The organism is Marinobacterium sp. NO-S09 (assembly GCF_059179545.1).
In genome coordinates, this window is record NZ_CP168954.1 from 3,852,452 (window position 1) to 3,871,052 (window position 18,601).

The window sequence follows — 18,601 nt, forward strand, 5'->3', positions numbered from 1 at the left end:
TAACTTATTGATATTATTATATTTAAAATTTTTGGCACAGTTATGGCTAAAGCTATGCCAGGGATACTCAACAGCAGCAGGTATCCTGTAATTTTCAGGCCCCACTCGGGGCCTTTTTTTATCTCGACGTTCAATGAAATGGCGATTTTTACCGACACCTGCAATCCGCTATCATGCGTGGCGTGTTGAGAATTCGGAAAACCTATGGCCACCTATGTCATTGGCGACCTTCAGGGTTGCTACGATGAACTGCTGCAATTACTGGATCAGATCGGCTTCAATCAGAATGATCGGCTCTGGCTGACCGGAGATCTGGTCAACCGGGGCCCGCGCTCGCTGGAAACCCTCAGATTTGTCCACAGCCTCGGAGAACAGGCCGTCACGGTGCTGGGCAACCATGACCTGCACCTGCTCGCATTGGCCGCCGGTGTTGATCGCAAGACGCACCCTACCCTGGAGCCCATCCTGCAGGCACCTGACCGTGAAGAGCTGCTGGATTGGCTTCGGCATCAGCCGCTGCTGCATGACGACAAGGCCCTGGGCCATGTCATGACCCATGCAGGCATTCCGCATATCTGGTCACTCAAACAGGCACGCGCACTCAGTGCGGAACTGGAGCAGGTACTGCAAGGGCCTGACTGCTATGCTTTCCTGCATCAGATGTATGGCGATAAACCCGACTGCTGGCAGGATGATCTATCCGGCATGGACCGCTGGCGAGCCATTACCAACTACTTCACCCGCATGCGTTTTATCACCGAGTCCGGGCGGCTGGAGTTCAAGGGCAATGGCGCGCCCGAGACGGCACCCGAAGGCTTTTCCCCCTGGTATCGTCAACCACGCCGCTCCCCCCTGAAACGCATTCAGCTGTTCGGGCACTGGGCGGCACTGGGATTTCATCGTGAACATCAAGTGGTTGCGCTGGACAGCGGCTGCGTCTGGGGCAATACCCTTACAGCTTATCGGCTTGAAGACGCCTGTGTTTTCACGCAAGCTTGCCAGCCCACCAAGACCGCGGGAGACTAATCATGTCCGAGTATCGCTGCATTAACATTGATCAGGCCTGCGAACTGATCGACCAGGGCGCCCAAATTGTCGATATTCGCGACGAGGGCAGCTACAAGGAACTGCACATCAGCCAGTCCTACAACCTGAACAACCACAACATGCCCGAGTATATGGCCGAGGCAGACATGGATGCCCCGCTGATCGTCTGCTGCTACCACGGTATCAGCAGTCAGTCGGCAGCCGCCTATTTGGCACACCAGGGCTTTGACGAGGTGTACAGTCTGGACGGTGGTTTTGAGGCCTGGCGTGCCCAGTGCCCGGACCGCTGCGAACGCTGATGCAAATCTATCTGGTTGGCGGCGCCGTGCGTGACCGCCTGTTGGGGCTTGAGGTCAAGGACCGCGACTGGGTAGTCGTAGGTGCTACCCCGGAGGAAATGGGCCGGCTGGGCTACAAGGCCGTCGGCAGTGATTTTCCAGTATTCCTGCACCCGGATACTGCCGAAGAATATGCCCTCGCCCGCACCGAGCGAAAAAGCGGCAAGGGCTACACCGGCTTCACCTTTCATACCAGCCCGGATGTCACGCTGGAACAGGACCTGCTGCGACGCGACCTGACCATCAACGCCATCGCCGAAGACCTGAACGGTGAACTGCATGATCCTTGCGGTGGACAAGCCGACCTGGAAGCACGCCTGCTGCGCCATGTTTCACCCGCATTTGTGGAAGATCCGCTGAGGGTATTGCGTGTTGCCCGTTTTTACGCCCGCTTTGCCCACCTGGGTTTCACTCTGGCACCGGAAACGGAAACCTTGCTGCGCGAGATCAGTGCCGGTGATGAGCTGGAACACCTGACACCCGAACGGGTATGGCAGGAGTGCGAACGTGCATTGAGTACCCAATCCCCTGCCTGCTTCTTCAACCTGCTGCAGCATATCGGCGCACTGGATAAGCTGATGCCGGGGGCTGAACGTTACAACGCTACCCGTTTCCAGATTCTGACCGAGGCTGCCAATTTCGACAGTGAGCAGTGCTTTGCCCTCTTCGCTTTCAGCCTGACCGAATCTCAGTCGCTGGACAGCGCTCTGGAGAGTATCCGGGCCTTGTGCCGCCACTGGCGCATTCCCAACCGCTTCCGTGATCTGGCCCTGCAGAGCCGCACCGGCCTTGACGAACTGGCCAGAATGGAAGAAATCAGTGCCGAACAACGCCTGGCACTGCTCAAATGCTTCAGCCTTGTGCGTCAGCCGGAACGCCTGAACCGCCTGCTGCCTCTGATAGAACGGCTCTACCCCACCGTCGATATCGACCGGCTGGCGCAGCAAACGCAGGCACTGCTTCAGAGTATTGCCGCTATCGATAACCGTGCCCTGCAGGCCGAAGGCTTTAGTGGCAAGGCCCTGGGTGAGGCGATTCAGCAGCGCCAGCTGGACTGCTGCCGACTGTATGGAGAGATCGCATGAGTACGGCACCACGCGCCCTGATCACCGGTGCCGCACGCCGTATTGGCGCCTGCATCGCACGCCGCCTGCACCAACAGGGCTACGACCTGATTCTGCACTATCGCCAATCCAGCACTGATGCCGAGCAGCTGCGCGATGAATTGAACCGGCAAAGAGCCGATTCCTGCATCTGCCTGCAGGCCGACCTGAACGATATGCAGGCGGTGGAGCAATTGGCGCAAGCCGTGCGGCAGCAGGGGCCACTCAGCCTGCTGGTCAACAACGCATCCACCTTTTATCCCACGCCCTTGCAGCAGGCAGCTCAGTCAGACTGGGACCAGCTGATCAACAGCAACCTGCGTGGCCCCTTCTTCCTCAGCAGCGCACTGGCAACCTTGCTGGAAGCCTCTGAGGGAAGCATCGTAAACCTGGTCGATGTACATGCAGAAAAAGGCCTGGGCGGATATCCGATCTATTCCATTGCCAAGGCAGGCGTGAAGATGATGACACTGAGTCTGGCGCGCGAACTGGCGCCGGCGGTGCGGGTAAATGGCGTCTCGCCCGGTGCCATCCTCTGGCCCGAAGCGGATGCGGAAATGGACGATACTGCCCGCCAGGCCATCCTCGACAAGGTGCCTTTGCAACGCACAGGGCGCCCCGAGGACATTGCCGAAGCCGTTGCCTTCCTCGCCTCGGCCGGCTATATCACCGGCCAGATTCTGGCAGTCGATGGCGGGCGCTCAATCTTCAGTTGAGGCCCGTGAGATCTGGCGACCACGCCAGTTGAAGTCGATCGCCCAGAGCTTCTGGGCACGGTCATACGCCTGCCAGAGCTCGGCATAGCACGTCTGCAGTACCGGGTGCTTTTGCTCAGGCGCAATTTCAGCCAGCGGCAGGAGCACAAACGCGTTCTCGGTAATCTCGTCGCGCGGCACCTGCACCCCTTCTTGTGGATGGTCCAGATCACCATAAGTCAGAACATCGATGTCCAGCGTTCGACCACTGAAGCGCGGCCCAGACCGGTCCCGGCCATTGTCGTCTTCGATCTGCTTCAACCAGGCTGACAGCGCGGCCAGTCCCAGAGGGCAGTCGATACCTACCACCAGATTATAAAAGTTGGTGCCGGCAAACCCCACGGCTTCACTTTCATACACCGACGAAACTTCGATCTCGCCGAACCGGTCTGCCAGCGCATCCAGTGCTGCCGTAATGTGGCGCTCCCTGTCCCGGTTGCTGCCAAGGCTCAGGTAGACATGTGGCATCAGCTGCGCTCTCCTCGCTCGATCACAACACCCACATCCTTGGCACCGCGCACGGCACCGGGCTTGCTCAGGCGCAAGCGCAACCAGGGCACATCAAATTCGTTCAAGACGATCTGGGAGATCTCTTCTGCCATGGTTTCCACCAGCAGGAACTCGCTTTCACTGATAAAACTGATCAGGCGCTTGGAGACAGATTTATAGTTGAGCGTCTGCTCAATATCTTCTGTGGATGCAGCGGCCCGAATATCGGTGCCCATTTCCAGATCCAGGCTGACAGTCTGGCGCACTTCGCGCTCCCAGTCATAGATGCCAATGACGGTCTCAACTTCCAATTCGCGAATATAAACGATATCCATCCTGCCTCCGCTGGGGACCGATTGAGGCCCGGTCCGAGCTTGTATATGCTTGTTTCAAGACTGTTAATCTACCATGCCAGCCACGGCCGGCGCACGACTGGACGTCAATATGCCCGAAGGGTCCGACTGGATATTGCTGCTGACTGCCTACCTGCTGGGTTCCATCCCCAGTGCTGTGCTTGTCTGCAAAGCCATGGGCCTTGAGGACCCGCGCCAGGCCGGATCCAAGAACCCCGGTGCCACCAATGTCATGCGCCTGGGCGGACGCCAGGCCGCCATCCTTACGCTTTCGGGCGACCTCAGCAAGGGCGCTGCCGCCATCCTGTTGGCCATTCTGGTCGGGGCCGACATTACCCTGCGCGGCTGGGCCATGCTGGCCGCCGTGTGTGGCCACCTGTTTCCGTTCTTCTCCAGCCTGCGCGGTGGCAAGGGCGTTGCGACTACTCTGGGTTGCACGCTGCTACTGAGCTGGCCGCTGGCCTTGTGTCAGCTATTGTTCTGGGGACTGATTTTCCTGCTGGGTCGCATCTCGTCACTGGCGTCCATCGCCACTGCGATCATTACCCCACTGTTCTGCTACCTGACCACACCAGCACTGACGCTGACCTTCAGCCTGACCTCAGCGATCCTGATCCTCAGACATAGCAGCAATATCCGCAAGCTGGTGGCCGGGCGCGAGCACCGCTTTTAACCCCTTCACAGAATCAGATCGACTCCAGTGTATCCATAGGCCAGCGCGGGCGTGCCAAAATGGTCAGATCTGCCTGCTGACCAGCCAACAAACGCTGACAGCCGGCATAGGCGATCATGGCACCGTTATCGGTACAGAACTCAGGGCGTGCATAGAACAGGCCCGACTTTTCCTTGCGCACCACCTCATCCAGACGCTCACGCAGTCGCTTGTTGGCACTGACACCGCCAGCAATCACCAGCTGCTTCATGCCGGTCTGCTGCAGGGCACGGCGACATTTTATAGCCAGGGTTTCTACCACCGCTTCTTCAAACGCAAAGGCAATATCGGCCATGGTCTGCGCATCAATCTGACCGTTCTCGTCACGCTCGGCATTGGCGGTATTCAAAGTGAAGGTTTTCAGGCCGGAAAAACTGAAATCCAGACCCGGACGGTCGGTCATTGGACGCGGGAAGCGATAACGGCCCGGCGTGCCCTGCTCGGCCAGCTTGGCAATCAGCGGACCACCGGGATAATCCAGCCCCAACATTTTGGCTGCCTTGTCGAAGGCTTCACCGGCCGCATCATCCAGTGACTCGCCCATCAGCTCGTACTGGCCGATGCCCTTAACACTGACCAGCTGGGTATGGCCACCGGATACCAGCAGCGCTACGAACGGAAACGCAGGCGGGTTGTCTTCCAGCATCGGCGCCAGCAGATGGCCTTCCATATGGTGTACCGCAATGGCCGGCACGCCCAAACCAAGAGCCAGTGCGCGCCCGGTGGATGCACCGACCATCAGGGCACCGATCAGACCCGGGCCAGAGGTGTAGGCCACTGCGTCCAGGTCCTTGAGTTCCAGCTCCGCCTTGGCCATCACTTCCCGAATCAGCGGCAGCAATTTGCGCACATGGTCACGTGAGGCCAACTCGGGCACCACGCCACCGTATTCGGCATGCATTTTTACCTGGCTGTAGAGGGCGTCGGACAGCAGTCCGCGCTCGCTGTCGTACAGCGCCACACCGGTTTCATCACAGGAAGTTTCAATGCCCAGCACTCGCATAGCGGCCTCGTCAATTAAAGCAGATCGAACAGCTTGCCATTATCCCTGCTGTGGGCCGCAAAATACAGTCTCGATCACTTTACATGGCCGGGGGGCTTCACTAGAATATGCCGCCTTAATCTCTATCATTGCGATAGGTACATTCACCCCAACCACTAAAGGGAGCATTCAATGCCTCAGGTTAAAGTTAAAGATAACGAGCCGTTCGACGTAGCTCTGCGTCGCTTCAAGCGTTCTTGCGAAAAAGCCGGCATCCTGGCTGAAGTTCGTCGTCGTGAGCACTACGAAAAGCCGACTTCTGTTCGTAAGCGTAAAGCAGCTGCTGCCGTTAAACGTCACGCCAAGAAACTGCAGCGTGAAACTTCTCGTCGCGTACGTCTGTACTGATTTAACACTCTGTTAAGCTAACCAAGCACACTCGAAGGAGCATCCCATGTCTGATCTGAAAGCAACCATTACAGAACAGATGAAAGATGCCATGCGCGCCAAGGACAAAGCACGTCTTGGCACAATTCGCCTGATTCTGGCGGAATTGAAGCGTATCGAGGTGGACGAGCGTATCGAACTCGATGACGCCCGCGTCCTGACAGTGCTGGACAAGATGGTCAAACAGAGAAGAGACTCCATTACCCAGTACGAGGCGGCTGAGCGACCCGAACTGGCAGAGAAGGAGCAGCAGGAGCTGGAGGTGATTAAAACTTTCCTGCCGCAGCCACTCAGCGAAGCTGAGATTACTCAGATTATTGATGACGCCATCGCCGAATCCGGCGCCAGCTCCATGCAGGACATGGGCAAAGTGATGGCAATCGTCAAACCCCAGGTACAGGGTCGAGCCGACATGGGCAAGATTTCCGGCCTGGTGAAGCAGAAACTCTAAGGGTCCGCATACGCTGACCTGTCCGCGGAGCGAACATGGCAGGTCGAATACCCCAACACTTCATTGACGACCTTCTGGCCCGCATCAACATCGTTGATGTCATTGATGGTCGCGTCAAACTGAAACGCGCAGGCAAGAACTACTCTGGCCTCTGCCCGTTCCACAAGGAAAAGAGCCCCTCCTTCTCGGTTAGCCCCGACAAGCAGTTTTATTATTGCTTCGGTTGCGGTGCCGGTGGCAACGCGCTCGGCTTCCTGATGGAATATGACCGCCTTAACTTCCCCGAAGCCGTTGAAGAGCTGGCCAAGCTCGCCGGCATGGATGTTCCCCGCGAAGAAGGCAGACCCGTCGACCACCAGCGCGAACAGCGCCTCAAGCGCCAGTTTGAAGCCCTGGAGCAGGCCAACACCTTTTTCCAGCAGCAACTGCGCCAGTCCCCGGAACGCGAGCGTGCGGTCAACTACCTCAAGCAGCGTGGACTCAGCGGCCAGATTGCCGCCGCCTTTGGTATCGGTTATGCCCCGCCCGGCTGGGATAACCTGATGAACCATTTCTCGGCTGTGGATAACGCCACCGAACTGCTGGAACAGTCCGGCATGGTGATCCATAACGAAGAAAAAGCCAGTCACTACGACCGTTTCCGCGATCGCATCATGTTTCCGATCCGCGATGTACGGGGCCGGGTGCTCGGCTTTGGTGGTCGCGTACTGGGCGACGACAAGCCCAAATACCTGAACTCGCCGGAAACCCCGACCTTCCACAAGGGCCGCGAGCTCTACGGCCTCTACGAGGCCCGCCAGCACAGCAATCACCTGGACCGCCTGCTGATTGTGGAAGGTTACATGGACGTGGTCAGCCTGGCCCAACACGGCATTCACTGGTCGGTCGCCACACTGGGTACCGCCACCACCGCCCAGCACCTGGAAAGGCTGTTCAAACTGGTCCCGGAAGTGATCTTCTGCTTTGACGGCGACCAGGCCGGGCGCACCGCCGCACTGCGGGCACTGCACACCACGCTGCCGGTGATCAAGGATGGCCAGGAAGCACGTTTCCTGTTCCTGCCCGACGGTGAAGACCCGGATACTCTGGTGCGCCAGGAAGGTGAAGCCGCCTTCAGCGAACGCGTCACCCAGGCACTGCCGCTGAGCGAATTTTTCTTCAAGTCGCTGACCGAAGACGCCGACCTCAGCAGCATGGACGGCCGTGCCCGCTTCAGCAACGCCGCCCTGCCCCTGATCCAGTCCATGCAGCCGGGCCTGCTGAAGCAGATGATGATGGACCGTATATGCGAAATCACCGGCCTGTCACTGGAGCAGCTGGGCAGCGTGATCGATCTGCACCAGGTCACCCAGCCCAGCCAGGAGCCGCCACCGGAACAGTACACCCCGTCACCGGCGCCACGCTATGACGAACCCAGAGCACCGAGCTACGAGTCAACGCCACAGCGGCAGTCAGCACGTCAGCAGTCACGACACCTGGTCAACCAGGCCATTTCGATTCTGCTGCACCAGCCATCATTGGCAACGCAGGCACCCAAGGCCGAGGAGTTCGTGCTGGTCGACGAGCCCAATATCAGCGTACTGACCCACCTGCTGGAATATTTGCAGCAGACGCCTGGCAGCTCCCTGGGCACCCTGCTGGTGGACTGGCAGGATGATGACGCTCGCCGTGCCGACTTGATGCTGCTGAACGAAATCTCGCACCTGGACCCAATCCTGGGTAACACCAATGCCGCCAGCCTGTTACAGGACACGCTCAAGCGCATTCTGGCGCGTCGTGAGGACGCACAACTGGATCAACTCTTGAAAAAGTCCAGACAGTCCCCACTTACCAATGAAGAGAAACAAACACTTCAGCAGTTGTTGATCAATCAGCGTAACTGACTGATGCAGGAAATCTTCGGCAAGCACCTGATTTCTGGTCTATTCTCCTAGCTATAGACTTTTTTACGCAGGTGCTGCGCTTATTGTTGTAGCTGCCGACAGCCTTTTTCGGTATAATGTCGCGCTCGCTTTTCCGCCACCAGTCACATCAGCTTTCATTCGTTGCAGGGGCTCTATGTCAGATAAATCCCAACAGCAGTCTCGACTTAAGGAACTGATCGCCCGAGGTAAAGAACAGGGCTATCTAACTTACGCCGAGGTTAACGATCATCTGCCGGAAGATATTGCCGATCCCGATCAGGTCGAAGATATCATCCGCATGATCAACGACATGGGTATTCGCGTTTCTGAAGAAGCGCCGGATGCCGAAGATCTGCTGCTGAGCGGCGGCGATTCTGCAGAAGAAGCCGACGAAGAAGCCGTTGCTGCACTGGCTGCCGTCGAGAATGATGCCGGTCGCACCACCGACCCCGTCCGCATGTACATGCGTGAAATGGGTACCGTGGAACTGCTGACTCGCGAAGGCGAAATCGACATCGCCAAGCGTATCGAAGAAGGCATCCGTGAAGTCATGATGGCACTGTCCCGCTTCCCGGGCAGCGTTGACATCATCCTGGACGCTTACAACAGCGTACTTCAGGAAGAAGGTCGCCTGAGCGATATCTTCAGTGGCTACATCGATCCTGACTCCGACATCCCTGCACCGGAAGCCGAAGCCCCCGTCGAAATCGAAGAAGATGATGACGACGAGGACGATGATGACGACAAGGAAAAAGGTGACGACGACTCCAACGAAGAGAAGGAGCGTGGCCCGGATCCTGAAGAAGCACGTCAGCGCTTTGGCCTGATCCAGGAATCCCTGGACAACCTGAATGCGACCATCGCACGCGGCGGTTCTGCCGACGAAATCGAATTTGCGGCCATGTCCCTGGCCAATGCGTTTGCGCCGATCAAGCTGTCCCCGCGCTACTACGACCTGCTCGTCCAGCGTGTGCGTGACTGCATCGACAGCATTCGCAAGCAGGAGCGCACCATCATGCGCATCTGCACCCAGCGCGCCAAAATGCCGCGCCCGCTGTTCATCAAGTCCTTCCCGGGCAACGAAACCAGCCAGGAATGGCTGGACGAACTGGTTAACAGCGACAAGCCTTTTGCTGCCCCGATCAAGCGCAGCATGCCTGACCTGCAGCGTGCCCAGCGCCGCCTGCGCCAGGTAGAAGAAAACATCGGCCTCCGTCTGGCTGATATCAAGGAGGTCAACCGCGACCTGTCCATTGGTGAAGCACGCGCCCGTCGTGCCAAGAAAGAGATGGTTGAGGCCAACCTGCGTCTGGTTATCTCTATCGCCAAGAAGTACACCAACCGCGGTCTGCAGTTCCTCGATCTGATCCAGGAAGGCAACATCGGCCTGATGAAGGCTGTGGACAAGTTTGAATACCGTCGTGGTTACAAGTTCTCCACCTATGCAACCTGGTGGATTCGTCAGGCTATCACCCGCTCCATCGCGGACCAGGCCCGTACCATCCGTATTCCGGTACACATGATCGAAACGATCAACAAGCTCAACCGTATCTCCCGCCAGATGCTGCAGGAGATGGGCCGCGAAGCGACTCCGGAAGAGCTGGCCGAACGTATGGAAATGCCGGAAGACAAGATCCGCAAGGTACTGAAGATCGCCAAAGAGCCGATCTCCATGGAAACCCCGATCGGCGACGACGAAGATTCCAGCCTGGGCGACTTTATCGAAGACACCACCCTGCACTCACCGGTGGATACTGCCACTGGCGAAGGCCTGCGTGAGTCTACGCGTGAAATCCTGTCCGGCCTCACCGCCCGTGAAGCCAAGGTACTGCGCATGCGTTTCGGTATCGACATGAACACCGACCACACCCTTGAGGAAGTGGGCAAGCAGTTCGACGTTACCCGTGAGCGTATCCGTCAGATCGAAGCCAAGGCGCTGCGCAAACTGCGTCACCCGAGCCGCTCCGATCACCTGCGTACATTCATCGACGAATAATCGTTTAATTTCATCATATTGCGCCAATGATAGGACGTGCTATCATTGGCGCGCACTCCCCGGGCCTATAGCTCAGTTGGTCAGAGCAGTGGACTCATAATCCATTGGTCGCAGGTTCAAGTCCTGCTGGGCCCACCAACTTCCCCGCTAAATATCTATTAAAAACATGAAGTTAAATACTCCATGACTATAGATAACAGCGCCTGCGATACCTCTGGATTCTCATTCGGTACAATTTCGGTACACTGACAAAGCGCAAGCGGTACAGTCAGGTACAGGGAATGTGTGAGGAAACAGTATGGCAACGATTGTCAGAACAGAGTCCAAAACCTGGAAAGCCATGATTCGCAAGAAAGGCTTCCCAACCACCGTTAAGACCTTCCGAACTAAACGTGACGCTGAAGACTGGGCGCGCCGAACAGAAGATGAAATGGTCCGCGGTATCTACATCCAACGCGCACCTGCTGAGAAAATGACTTTCAGTGCAGCTCTGGACAGGTACCTCAACGAAGTCACTCCAACCAAACGACCTAAGACCCAACAAGCCGAACGTAATCGTGCAGCACCGCTGAAAGCCTTTTTCGGCAAGTACTCCCTGGCTACTATCAACGCAGAACTAGTCGCCGCGTTTCGTGATAAACGCTTGGCTGGTGAAGATCGCCTGGACAAGGACGGAACCCCTCGCCCCCGATCAGCCAACACAGTACGTTTGGAAATGGCTTTGCTAGGCCACCTATTCACAACGGCCATCAAGGAGTGGGGCATAGGGCTAACTTACAACCCTGTGATGAATGTTCGCCGCCCTTCCCCTGGTGCTGGACGCAACCGCCGTCTTTCTCAAGACGAAGAGCAACGCCTTTTAAACGCCATAGATGAACACTCCAACCCGATGCTGGGCTGGATTGTCAGAATCGCCGTAGAGACCGGAATGCGCTCATCAGAGATTACCTCGCTAACACTTGGCCAGGTAAATCTACAAAAGCGCATCGTCACCCTGCTCGAAACCAAAAACACCATGCCCAGAACGGTGCCGCTAACGCTAGAGGCTGTAGAACAATTCCAGCAGGCCACAAATAACCCTGTTCGACCACCCGATACCAACCTGGTCTTTTTTGGGGAGCCCGGCAGAGATGGCACACGTAAGCCCTACATGTTTAACAAGATCTGGATGCAGATAAAAGAAAACGTGGGACTTAAAGACCTGCGATTTCACGACCTACGACACGAAGCTGTAAGTCGCTTTGTCGAGGGAGGACTTAGCGACCAACAGGTTGCAGCTATTAGTGGCCACAAATCCATGCAGATGCTGCGACGTTACACGCACTTGAGAGCAGAAGATCTGGTCGATGAATTAGATGCGATAGGAAAGCGTAGACAGCAAAACGGAAAAGCCCCCTCCAACTGAGCCCTGCCCACCTGATAACTATGTAGTATGTTGTAGTAGTGTACAACATACTACATACAACAAACTCAAGTTCATCTATTTTCAATAATGAAAATTTAGCCGCTAAAATATAATTAAAATTCAGCCCCTCAAATGTCAAAGAAATAAAAACACAAAAATATTATATCGAAATAATGTATAGCTAAACCTTGACATATTAAAATAAATATAAATTTTTACTTGAAATTATAATAACCATACTAAAAAATACCGAAGTCTTAGGTTTAAATACGTATGGATATTAATATGACAACCGAAGAACTTTTATTAAATAAATACGGTGGTTCGCCCCTCCTTTCTCTTGTCCAAGTCGCAGAGGTTTTGCACCGCAGTCCTGAGGGCTTACGCATAACCCTAAGAGGCGAGAATGAACTTGCAAACAAGTTACGCCCCAACAGGGTAAAGATCGGACGGCGCGTCTTTTTTAAACTCTCGGCTATTGCTTGCCTGATTGACGAGTCCTGAGGGCTAATATGGACGACACAGTGATCATGCGTCGGCGGGTTCATTCAAACTTCACGACGTATACCAACGAAGTTATCCGAGACGACCGGATATCCTGGAAGGCGCTAGGAATACTGGTGTTCTTGCTTTCATTTCCAGATAACTTTCGCTTTCGACTGTCGCATCTATCTAAGCAAAAGTCGGTTCACTCTGGTCGAGATGCCACGCGCTCAGGACTGAAAGAGCTGCAACAGGCCGGTTACCTCCATATTGAGCGTGTAAGAACAGAAGGTGGGAAGTTCGCCCATGTGCAATGGCTCGTCACGGATCGTCCCGGCGATTGGGCATTAGAGCCACCATGTTCGGATTTTCCGAACGCGGTAAATCCTACTGCGGATAATCCTGAGTCGGAAAACCCGACGCTAATAAATACAGATAGTAATAAGAATTGAATTAAATAAAGACTTAGTCCAATAAATATCGTGCGGCGGTGCCGCGGTTACAACGCCAGGAAGAGATAGGCGCCTACTACCTTAACGATTTTTATAGGCAACCATCTGTTTTATTGACACTTGAGGGGCGGGTATACGCCAATAAGGAAAGCTGTGTATCTCTGTGTTCAAAGCCCGGTAATGGCACTACAAAAAAACGTTGATAGATCGCTATCTTAACGCTGTTAGTGCGCTGCTGTGACACTGAAAAATCAATGTATTCGGGCTATTTGGCAGTTTCGAAAAAAATGCACAAAAAAACAGCGCGATGCAGAGAATAGCAGAGTAATGCACATGGCATACGCGAACAAACCAATGCTGAAATGCGGGCAGGATGTGTGAAGTAGGACCACCACGCAAGCGTGGCATTCCTCTTCACTGATCGTTATTCGCACCTGACGGTGCTCAACGGACATCCTGCTCTGCGAGGCTGCACGACAGACGAAGAATCACATGGACGAGCCAAAGAGAATCACCAGAAAAAACAGTACACCGCTCAAGGTCTACTGCCTTCCGGAAGAACGTGAACTAATCGAGGCCAATGCCAGTCGTGCGGGACTCAGCGTTGCCTGTTATTTGCGTGAAGTCGGTCAAGGCTACCAGGTCAATGGCGTTCTGGACTACCAGTGCGTCCGTGACCTGGTGCGTATTAACGGTGACCTTGGGCGGCTGGGCGGATTGCTAAAGCTTTGGCTCACTGACGATCTGCGTACAGCCCAATTCGGCATTAACACCATCCTCGCCCTCCTCGGCCGGATAGAGGCCACTCAAGAGGAAATGAGCCGGATCATGAAAGCCGTAGTACAACCAAGGGCCAAGCCATGATTTTTTTAGCCGCTAAAAAGTCGGGGACGGCGTAGTGATCGCCAAACACGTCGCCATGCGCTCATTGGGCAAGTCTGATTTTGCCGGGCTGGTGAACTACGTCACTGACGAACAGAGCAAGGAGCATCGGCTAGAAAGTGTGCGATTAACCAACTGCGAGGCGCATTCCATCCAGGACGCCATCAGCGAAGTGCTGGCGACACAGTTTGCTAACACCAGGGCGAAAAGCGACAAGACCTATCATCTAATTGTCAGCTTCCGCGCTGGCGAGAACCCCGACGCAGAAACGCTGCAAGCAATCGAGGAACGCATTTGTACGGGTCTTGGATTTACCGAGCATCAACGTATCAGTGCCGTCCACAACGACACCGACAACCTGCATATCCATATCGCTATCAACAAGATTCACCCGACGCACAACACCATGCACGAGCCCTACTACCCCCATAAGGCGCTTGCAGACTTATGCGAATTGCTCGAACGAGACTTCGGGTTGCAGCAAGACAATCATATGCCACGCCGACGTGGTGCCGAATCAAGAGCCGCAGATATGGAACACCACGCGGGTATTGAAAGCCTGATCGGTTGGATCAAGCGCGAGTGTATGGATGAGATCAAGGCCGCGAATTCTTGGGGAGAACTGCACCAAGCAATGCGCAGCAACGGGCTGGAACTCAAAGCTCGAGGTAACGGGTTGATTGTGGCTTCTGGCGACAAGTCGATAGTTAAGGCGAGTACGCTAGGACGTGATTTCTCCAAGCCAAAGCTCGAAAAGCGCCTGGGACCTTTCGAGCCCGACCAGGCGCAACAGACCAGACCCCACCGCCAATACACGAAAGCCCCGGTGAAGCTGCGCATTGATACCACCGAGCTTTATGCCCGCTACAAGTCGGAGCAGCAAAAGGCAACGACTAACAAGACAGCAGCCCTGAAGGAAGCTCGACAGCGGAAAGAGCGCCAGATCGAATACGCAAAGACGAAGGGCAAAGCACGACGGGCAACCATCAAACTCGCCGGTGGCGGTAAGTTAACGAAGAAACTCCTGTACACACAGGCCTCCAGCTCCCTGAAAGCCGACATAGAGGCGATTCAGAAGCGATACCAACAAGAACGCCAAGCGATCTATGAAACGCACGGTCGACGTACCTGGGCCGATTGGCTCAAGCGGGAAGCCCTGCGAGGCGATACCAAAGCACTCGCCGCGTTACGGGCCAGAGGTTCCGACCAGAAGCTCAGAGGCGACACGCTTCAGGGAGAGAGACAAACAAAGCAGGTTAACGCGCCGGTGATCGACAATATCACTAAGAAGGGCACGATTATTTACCGCGCAGGAATCAGCGCTGTGCGTGATGATGGGAACAGACTCCAGGTATCGAGAGACGCGGACCAGACCGGTGTCCAGAAAGCTCTAAGGCTCGCAATGGAGCGCTATGGTAATCGCATCACCGTAAACGGTTCGCCTGAGTTCAAAGCCAAAGTGATTCTGGCGGCGGTTGACTCTCGACTGCCAATAACCTTCGAAGATCCCGCACTGGAGTATCGACGGCAGTCTTTGGCAAATAAGCCAAACGCGACTACTTCCAGAAAGAAGACGGGACGGTCTGGCGTTGCTCCGATTGGCCGGTATCCCCCACCAATGCGTCGCAACCGGCTGCACAACCTCTCTGAAGTGGATGTGCTCAGTTTCGGCGACAAAGCAGCCGTGGATCAACCGCTGCCTGAACAGAATACTCAGGCTCGCCGACTTGCCAAACTTCAGGCGGAAATGAGCGCTAAAAAGGCGAAACAGAAGACAAAAGGAAGATCGCGCTAAGGGCACCCACTCTATCGACACCGTGACAGTTAAAAATACGGCCGGGCTTCGGTGTCGCTCAGGTCAGCTACCGCACTAGCCAAGTGACACGCTGGTGGCGATGAAGACAGCTCAAGAGGGACTTTGAGCCCAGGGGCTTTTGTCACGTCAATGGAGGAAACTGACCATGAAGCCAGTAGATTTTTTAGCGGCTAAAATTCCTGCCCTCGCCTTATCCTTGGCGTTAACCACATCAATGCCAGCGCACGCTGGTATTCCTGTAGTAGATGGCACCAACCTGACTCAAAACATTATGTCAGCCCTGGAAGCCGTTTCGCAGACCGCCAAGCAAATCCTACAGTATCAAACTCAGTTGCAGCAGTATGAAAACCAACTGCAAAACACGATGGCACCGGCTTCGTATATTTGGGACCAGGCTCAATCCACGATTAATGACCTGACCCAAGCAACCAACACGCTGGCCTATTATGAAAACCAGCTTGGCAGCCTCGATGCGTACCTGGGCAAGTTTCAGGACGTGGCCTACTACCGCAGTTCACCATGTTTCTCATCGACAGGATGCAGCGATGCCGAATGGGGCGCGATGACCGAGAACCGCCGCCTGGCGTCTGAATCACAGAAAAAAGCCAATGACGCGCTGTTTAAGGGCTTGGAGCAGCAACAAGACAACTTGCAGGCCGACGCTCGACAACTCCAGCGGTTGCAATCTGCCGCCCAGGGCGCGGACGGCCAACTGGCGGCCATCGGCTACGCCAACCAACTCGCCAGCAACCAGGCCAACCAGCTCCTGCAAATTCGTAGTTTGCTGATTGCTCAGCAGAATGCCGTAGCTACCCGAATGCAAGTCGACGCAGACCGCGAGGCCCAATATCAAGCATCTCACGAAAAGCTCTATGAAGGACTAGGCGACCCCGTAGACCGCTCCCAGAGTAAGGAGTACTGAGGCATGAAATACGCGATTCACATGCTGGCCGTCCTGCTCTCCGTCGCCATGTTGGGGGGTTGTAGCGAGAACGATCCAGACTGCGAAGAAATTGGCCAATTACAAGCTCAATGTGAAGCACAGGGCGAAACCATCTATGACGGTCTAAAAGAACCAGCGGATCGCTCCGAGAGCAAGGAATACTGATCATGAAATCACGGATTCTGCTTTTGATTATGGGGCTTCCGCTCCTCACCATTACCCGCCTAGCTACTGCTGAGATAGACAAAGGTGGTGTTCTAAATGAAGTCTCGGATCGCTTTTTTACCGAAAGCTCTTATTGGGCTCCGACAATTACCGACTACGCATCTTGGTTGTTCTGGACACTCGTTGTTATCTCGATGGTCTGGACCTTCGGAATGATGGCCTTGCGTAAGGCCGACATTGGCGAATTCTTTGCCGAACTCGTCCGCTTCACCATTACCACGGGCTTCTTCTGGTGGCTTGCGATAAATGGACCAGGCTTTTCAATGGATATAATCAACTCACTTAGAACCATGGCCGCCGAAGCCTCCGGATTGCCCCGAGGGCTGAACCCTTCTACACCGATCGATATCGCATTCGACATTATCGCCAAGGCTGCACAGAGCTATAGCTTCACCAGTCCCATGGATAACCTATCCATATTCCTGACCAGCTTGGCTATTCTGGCCTGTCTAACTGTGGTGGCCGCAAATGTTCTATTGGCCTTGGTAACAGCCTGGATCATCGCTTACGCGGGGATTTTCGTTCTTGGATTCGGTGGAGCTCGTTGGACCTCTGATATAGCGCTCAACTACTTCAGAAGTGTCGCCGGCATTGCTCTCAAAATCATGACGATGACCCTATTGGTAGGCATCGCGGTTTCGATTATCGACGGCTATCACGCTACTTTATCGGAAGGGGCACCACTCGATGAGCTACTGGTCATTTTCGTCGTCTCGCTAGTCATGGTTATCCTCGTTAATTCGGTCCCCAATGTAGTGGCAAGCTTGATCCCCGGCGGCAGCTCAGCGGCCAGTGCAGGTAGTTCGTTCGGGGCCAGTACTCTCGTTGGGGCCGCTGCCGGTACAGGAGCAGCAATTGCCTCGGGCGGTGCAGCCCTCGGGGGCGCAGCAGTTTCAGGAGCTGCCAATATGGCCGGTGGTGCCAGCGCCGTTAAAGCGGCTTTTGAGAAGGCTCAATCAGCCGCATCCCAAAGCTCAATGGAAAACTTTGAGAATAGTCGTGTTAGCGGCAACTCGGGCAGTAACAATGCCACCGTAGGAGACACTCCCTTCGCTCAAGCCGCTGGTTTTTCGGGCTCTAGCTCTTCTGGTGATAACAGATCTCAGCAAAGTAGCGGCTTTGGAAAAACGACGTCGCTCGCTGTCGGAACGGCTAGCGAACTCGCTAAGGGGACTTCAGCTCAGATGCTTGGGAGTTTCCAAGATAAAGTAGGACAAACTGCCGGAGGTCGATTAGCCTCATCTATCCGGGAAAGCATGGAATCAAATGGTGATGGCAATGCTAAAGACACTGAACAAGTGATCGATACTGATGAACCTGCCAACACTTCACCAGCTTTCGAAACCGATAGTCTAGGCGGCAATAACAATGGCTGGGTAAACCAAACAGACGGCTTTAATGCTCTGTCCGGTGAGGACCAGAACAAGGCCCACCAATCGCATGCTAAGTGGCAAGCACGCGACCCGGAAAAGCACACCTTGGACGTTGGGGATTACGTTTTGTATGCCCAGAAATACCAGCAGAATAGAAACGACGAGATCAGCAGGTTTGTTAACCGCGGAGAATCTTTTATTTAGATGCCGCTAATGTAGAAAAAATTAATTGAATGGCCGTTTTCTAATAAAATTAATTTATAATAACGGTAACTTGTTTTAAATAACATTCCATTCATAAAAAATAAATTGTATTATATAATAGTCAAATTTATTCATCACTACCGCATGAATAATAAAATATCTTAAATCAAACTATAAATACTCCTACGTAATAATTACTCTAACTAAAAAACGAGATTTAAATAAATTATTATTTTCGGTA

General features: G+C 54.6%; 19 protein-coding genes and 1 tRNA gene. 17 read left to right on the plus strand and 3 right to left on the minus strand.

Annotated elements, in window-relative coordinates; all coding sequences use genetic code 11:
* Window positions 1–204 precede the first annotated feature (204 nt).
* The 4 genes from O3C79_RS17775 to O3C79_RS17790 are packed head-to-tail and all read left to right on the plus strand — an operon-like array spanning window position 205 to window position 3,204.
* Complete coding sequence (locus tag O3C79_RS17775) at window positions 205–1,026, plus strand: symmetrical bis(5'-nucleosyl)-tetraphosphatase (RefSeq protein ID WP_494384172.1); 822 nt, start codon at window positions 205–207, stop codon at window positions 1,024–1,026.
* Window positions 1,027–1,028: 2 nt separating this feature from the next.
* Window positions 1,029–1,346: a thiosulfate sulfurtransferase GlpE gene (glpE, locus tag O3C79_RS17780; protein WP_076461191.1), complete on the plus strand. Its 318-nt coding sequence runs from the start codon at window positions 1,029–1,031 to the stop codon at window positions 1,344–1,346.
* Complete coding sequence (locus O3C79_RS17785) at window positions 1,346–2,470, plus strand: tRNA nucleotidyltransferase/poly(A) polymerase-related protein (RefSeq protein ID WP_494384173.1); 1,125 nt, start codon at window positions 1,346–1,348, stop codon at window positions 2,468–2,470. Before glpE ends, O3C79_RS17785 begins: the two co-directional genes overlap by 1 nt.
* Window positions 2,467–3,204, plus strand: a complete 738-nt coding sequence (locus O3C79_RS17790; RefSeq protein ID WP_494384174.1) for a pteridine reductase — start codon at window positions 2,467–2,469, stop codon at window positions 3,202–3,204. Before O3C79_RS17785 ends, O3C79_RS17790 begins: the two co-directional genes overlap by 4 nt.
* On the opposite strand, the gene folK is transcribed toward O3C79_RS17790, so the two are convergent.
* Complete coding sequence (gene folK / locus O3C79_RS17795; protein ID WP_494384175.1) at window positions 3,190–3,711, minus strand: 2-amino-4-hydroxy-6-hydroxymethyldihydropteridine diphosphokinase; 522 nt, start codon at window positions 3,709–3,711, stop codon at window positions 3,190–3,192. The two genes, O3C79_RS17790 and folK, sit on opposite strands and share 15 nt — an antisense overlap.
* On the minus strand, window positions 3,711–4,067 hold the full coding sequence (folB, locus tag O3C79_RS17800; RefSeq protein WP_010322910.1) for a dihydroneopterin aldolase: 357 nt from the start codon (window positions 4,065–4,067) through the stop codon (window positions 3,711–3,713). The genes folK and folB overlap by 1 nt, the downstream gene beginning before the upstream one ends.
* 73 nt (window positions 4,068–4,140) lie before the next feature.
* On the opposite strand from folB, the gene plsY reads away from it, so the two are divergent.
* On the plus strand, window positions 4,141–4,758 hold the full coding sequence (plsY, locus tag O3C79_RS17805) for a glycerol-3-phosphate 1-O-acyltransferase PlsY (protein ID WP_494384176.1): 618 nt from the start codon (window positions 4,141–4,143) through the stop codon (window positions 4,756–4,758).
* A 13-nt stretch (window positions 4,759–4,771) separates the two neighbouring features.
* Here plsY and tsaD read toward each other — a convergent pair whose 3' ends face one another.
* A complete protein-coding gene (tsaD, locus tag O3C79_RS17810; RefSeq protein WP_010322912.1) occupies window positions 4,772–5,800 on the minus strand; it encodes a tRNA (adenosine(37)-N6)-threonylcarbamoyltransferase complex transferase subunit TsaD in 1,029 nt (342 codons plus the stop codon).
* A 171-nt stretch (window positions 5,801–5,971) separates the two neighbouring features.
* Between tsaD and rpsU the strand changes: the two genes are divergently transcribed.
* The 12 genes from rpsU (at window position 5,972) to trbL (ending at window position 18,360) form a co-directional block, all read left to right on the plus strand.
* Entirely contained in the window at window positions 5,972–6,187 is a 216-nt protein-coding gene (rpsU, locus tag O3C79_RS17815) for a 30S ribosomal protein S21 (protein WP_010322913.1), read from the plus strand.
* Between the two features lie 46 nt (window positions 6,188–6,233).
* Window positions 6,234–6,677 carry a GatB/YqeY domain-containing protein gene (locus O3C79_RS17820; RefSeq protein ID WP_494384177.1) on the plus strand — a complete coding sequence of 148 codons (444 nt, stop codon included), beginning with the start codon at window positions 6,234–6,236 and terminating at the stop codon, window positions 6,675–6,677.
* A 35-nt stretch (window positions 6,678–6,712) separates the two neighbouring features.
* Window positions 6,713–8,560, plus strand: a complete 1,848-nt coding sequence (dnaG, locus tag O3C79_RS17825; protein WP_494384178.1) for a DNA primase — start codon at window positions 6,713–6,715, stop codon at window positions 8,558–8,560.
* Window positions 8,561–8,735: 175 nt separating this feature from the next.
* Entirely contained in the window at window positions 8,736–10,577 is a 1,842-nt protein-coding gene (rpoD, locus tag O3C79_RS17830) for an RNA polymerase sigma factor RpoD (RefSeq protein ID WP_494384179.1), read from the plus strand.
* 61 nt (window positions 10,578–10,638) lie between these two features.
* Window positions 10,639–10,715, plus strand: a tRNA-Ile gene (locus O3C79_RS17835).
* Between the two features lie 160 nt (window positions 10,716–10,875).
* Window positions 10,876–11,982, plus strand: coding sequence for a site-specific integrase (locus O3C79_RS17840; protein ID WP_494384180.1), 1,107 nt, complete (start codon window positions 10,876–10,878; stop codon window positions 11,980–11,982).
* Between the two features lie 512 nt (window positions 11,983–12,494).
* Window positions 12,495–12,917: a hypothetical protein gene (locus tag O3C79_RS17845; protein ID WP_494384181.1), complete on the plus strand. Its 423-nt coding sequence runs from the start codon at window positions 12,495–12,497 to the stop codon at window positions 12,915–12,917.
* 492 nt (window positions 12,918–13,409) lie between these two features.
* On the plus strand, window positions 13,410–13,781 hold the full coding sequence (gene traJ / locus O3C79_RS17850) for a conjugal transfer transcriptional regulator TraJ (protein ID WP_494384182.1): 372 nt from the start codon (window positions 13,410–13,412) through the stop codon (window positions 13,779–13,781).
* 34 nt (window positions 13,782–13,815) lie between these two features.
* A complete protein-coding gene (gene traI, locus O3C79_RS17855; RefSeq protein WP_494384183.1) occupies window positions 13,816–15,594 on the plus strand; it encodes a TraI/MobA(P) family conjugative relaxase in 1,779 nt (592 codons plus the stop codon).
* 166 nt (window positions 15,595–15,760) lie between these two features.
* A complete protein-coding gene (trbJ, locus tag O3C79_RS17860) occupies window positions 15,761–16,537 on the plus strand; it encodes a P-type conjugative transfer protein TrbJ (RefSeq protein ID WP_494384184.1) in 777 nt (258 codons plus the stop codon).
* A 3-nt stretch (window positions 16,538–16,540) separates the two neighbouring features.
* Window positions 16,541–16,723 (plus strand): hypothetical protein, encoded by a 183-nt coding sequence (locus O3C79_RS17865; protein WP_494384185.1) that lies wholly within the window; start codon window positions 16,541–16,543, stop codon window positions 16,721–16,723.
* 2 nt (window positions 16,724–16,725) lie between these two features.
* Window positions 16,726–18,360, plus strand: a complete 1,635-nt coding sequence (trbL, locus tag O3C79_RS17870) for a P-type conjugative transfer protein TrbL (protein WP_494384186.1) — start codon at window positions 16,726–16,728, stop codon at window positions 18,358–18,360.
* The last annotated feature ends 241 nt before the right edge of the window (window positions 18,361–18,601 follow it).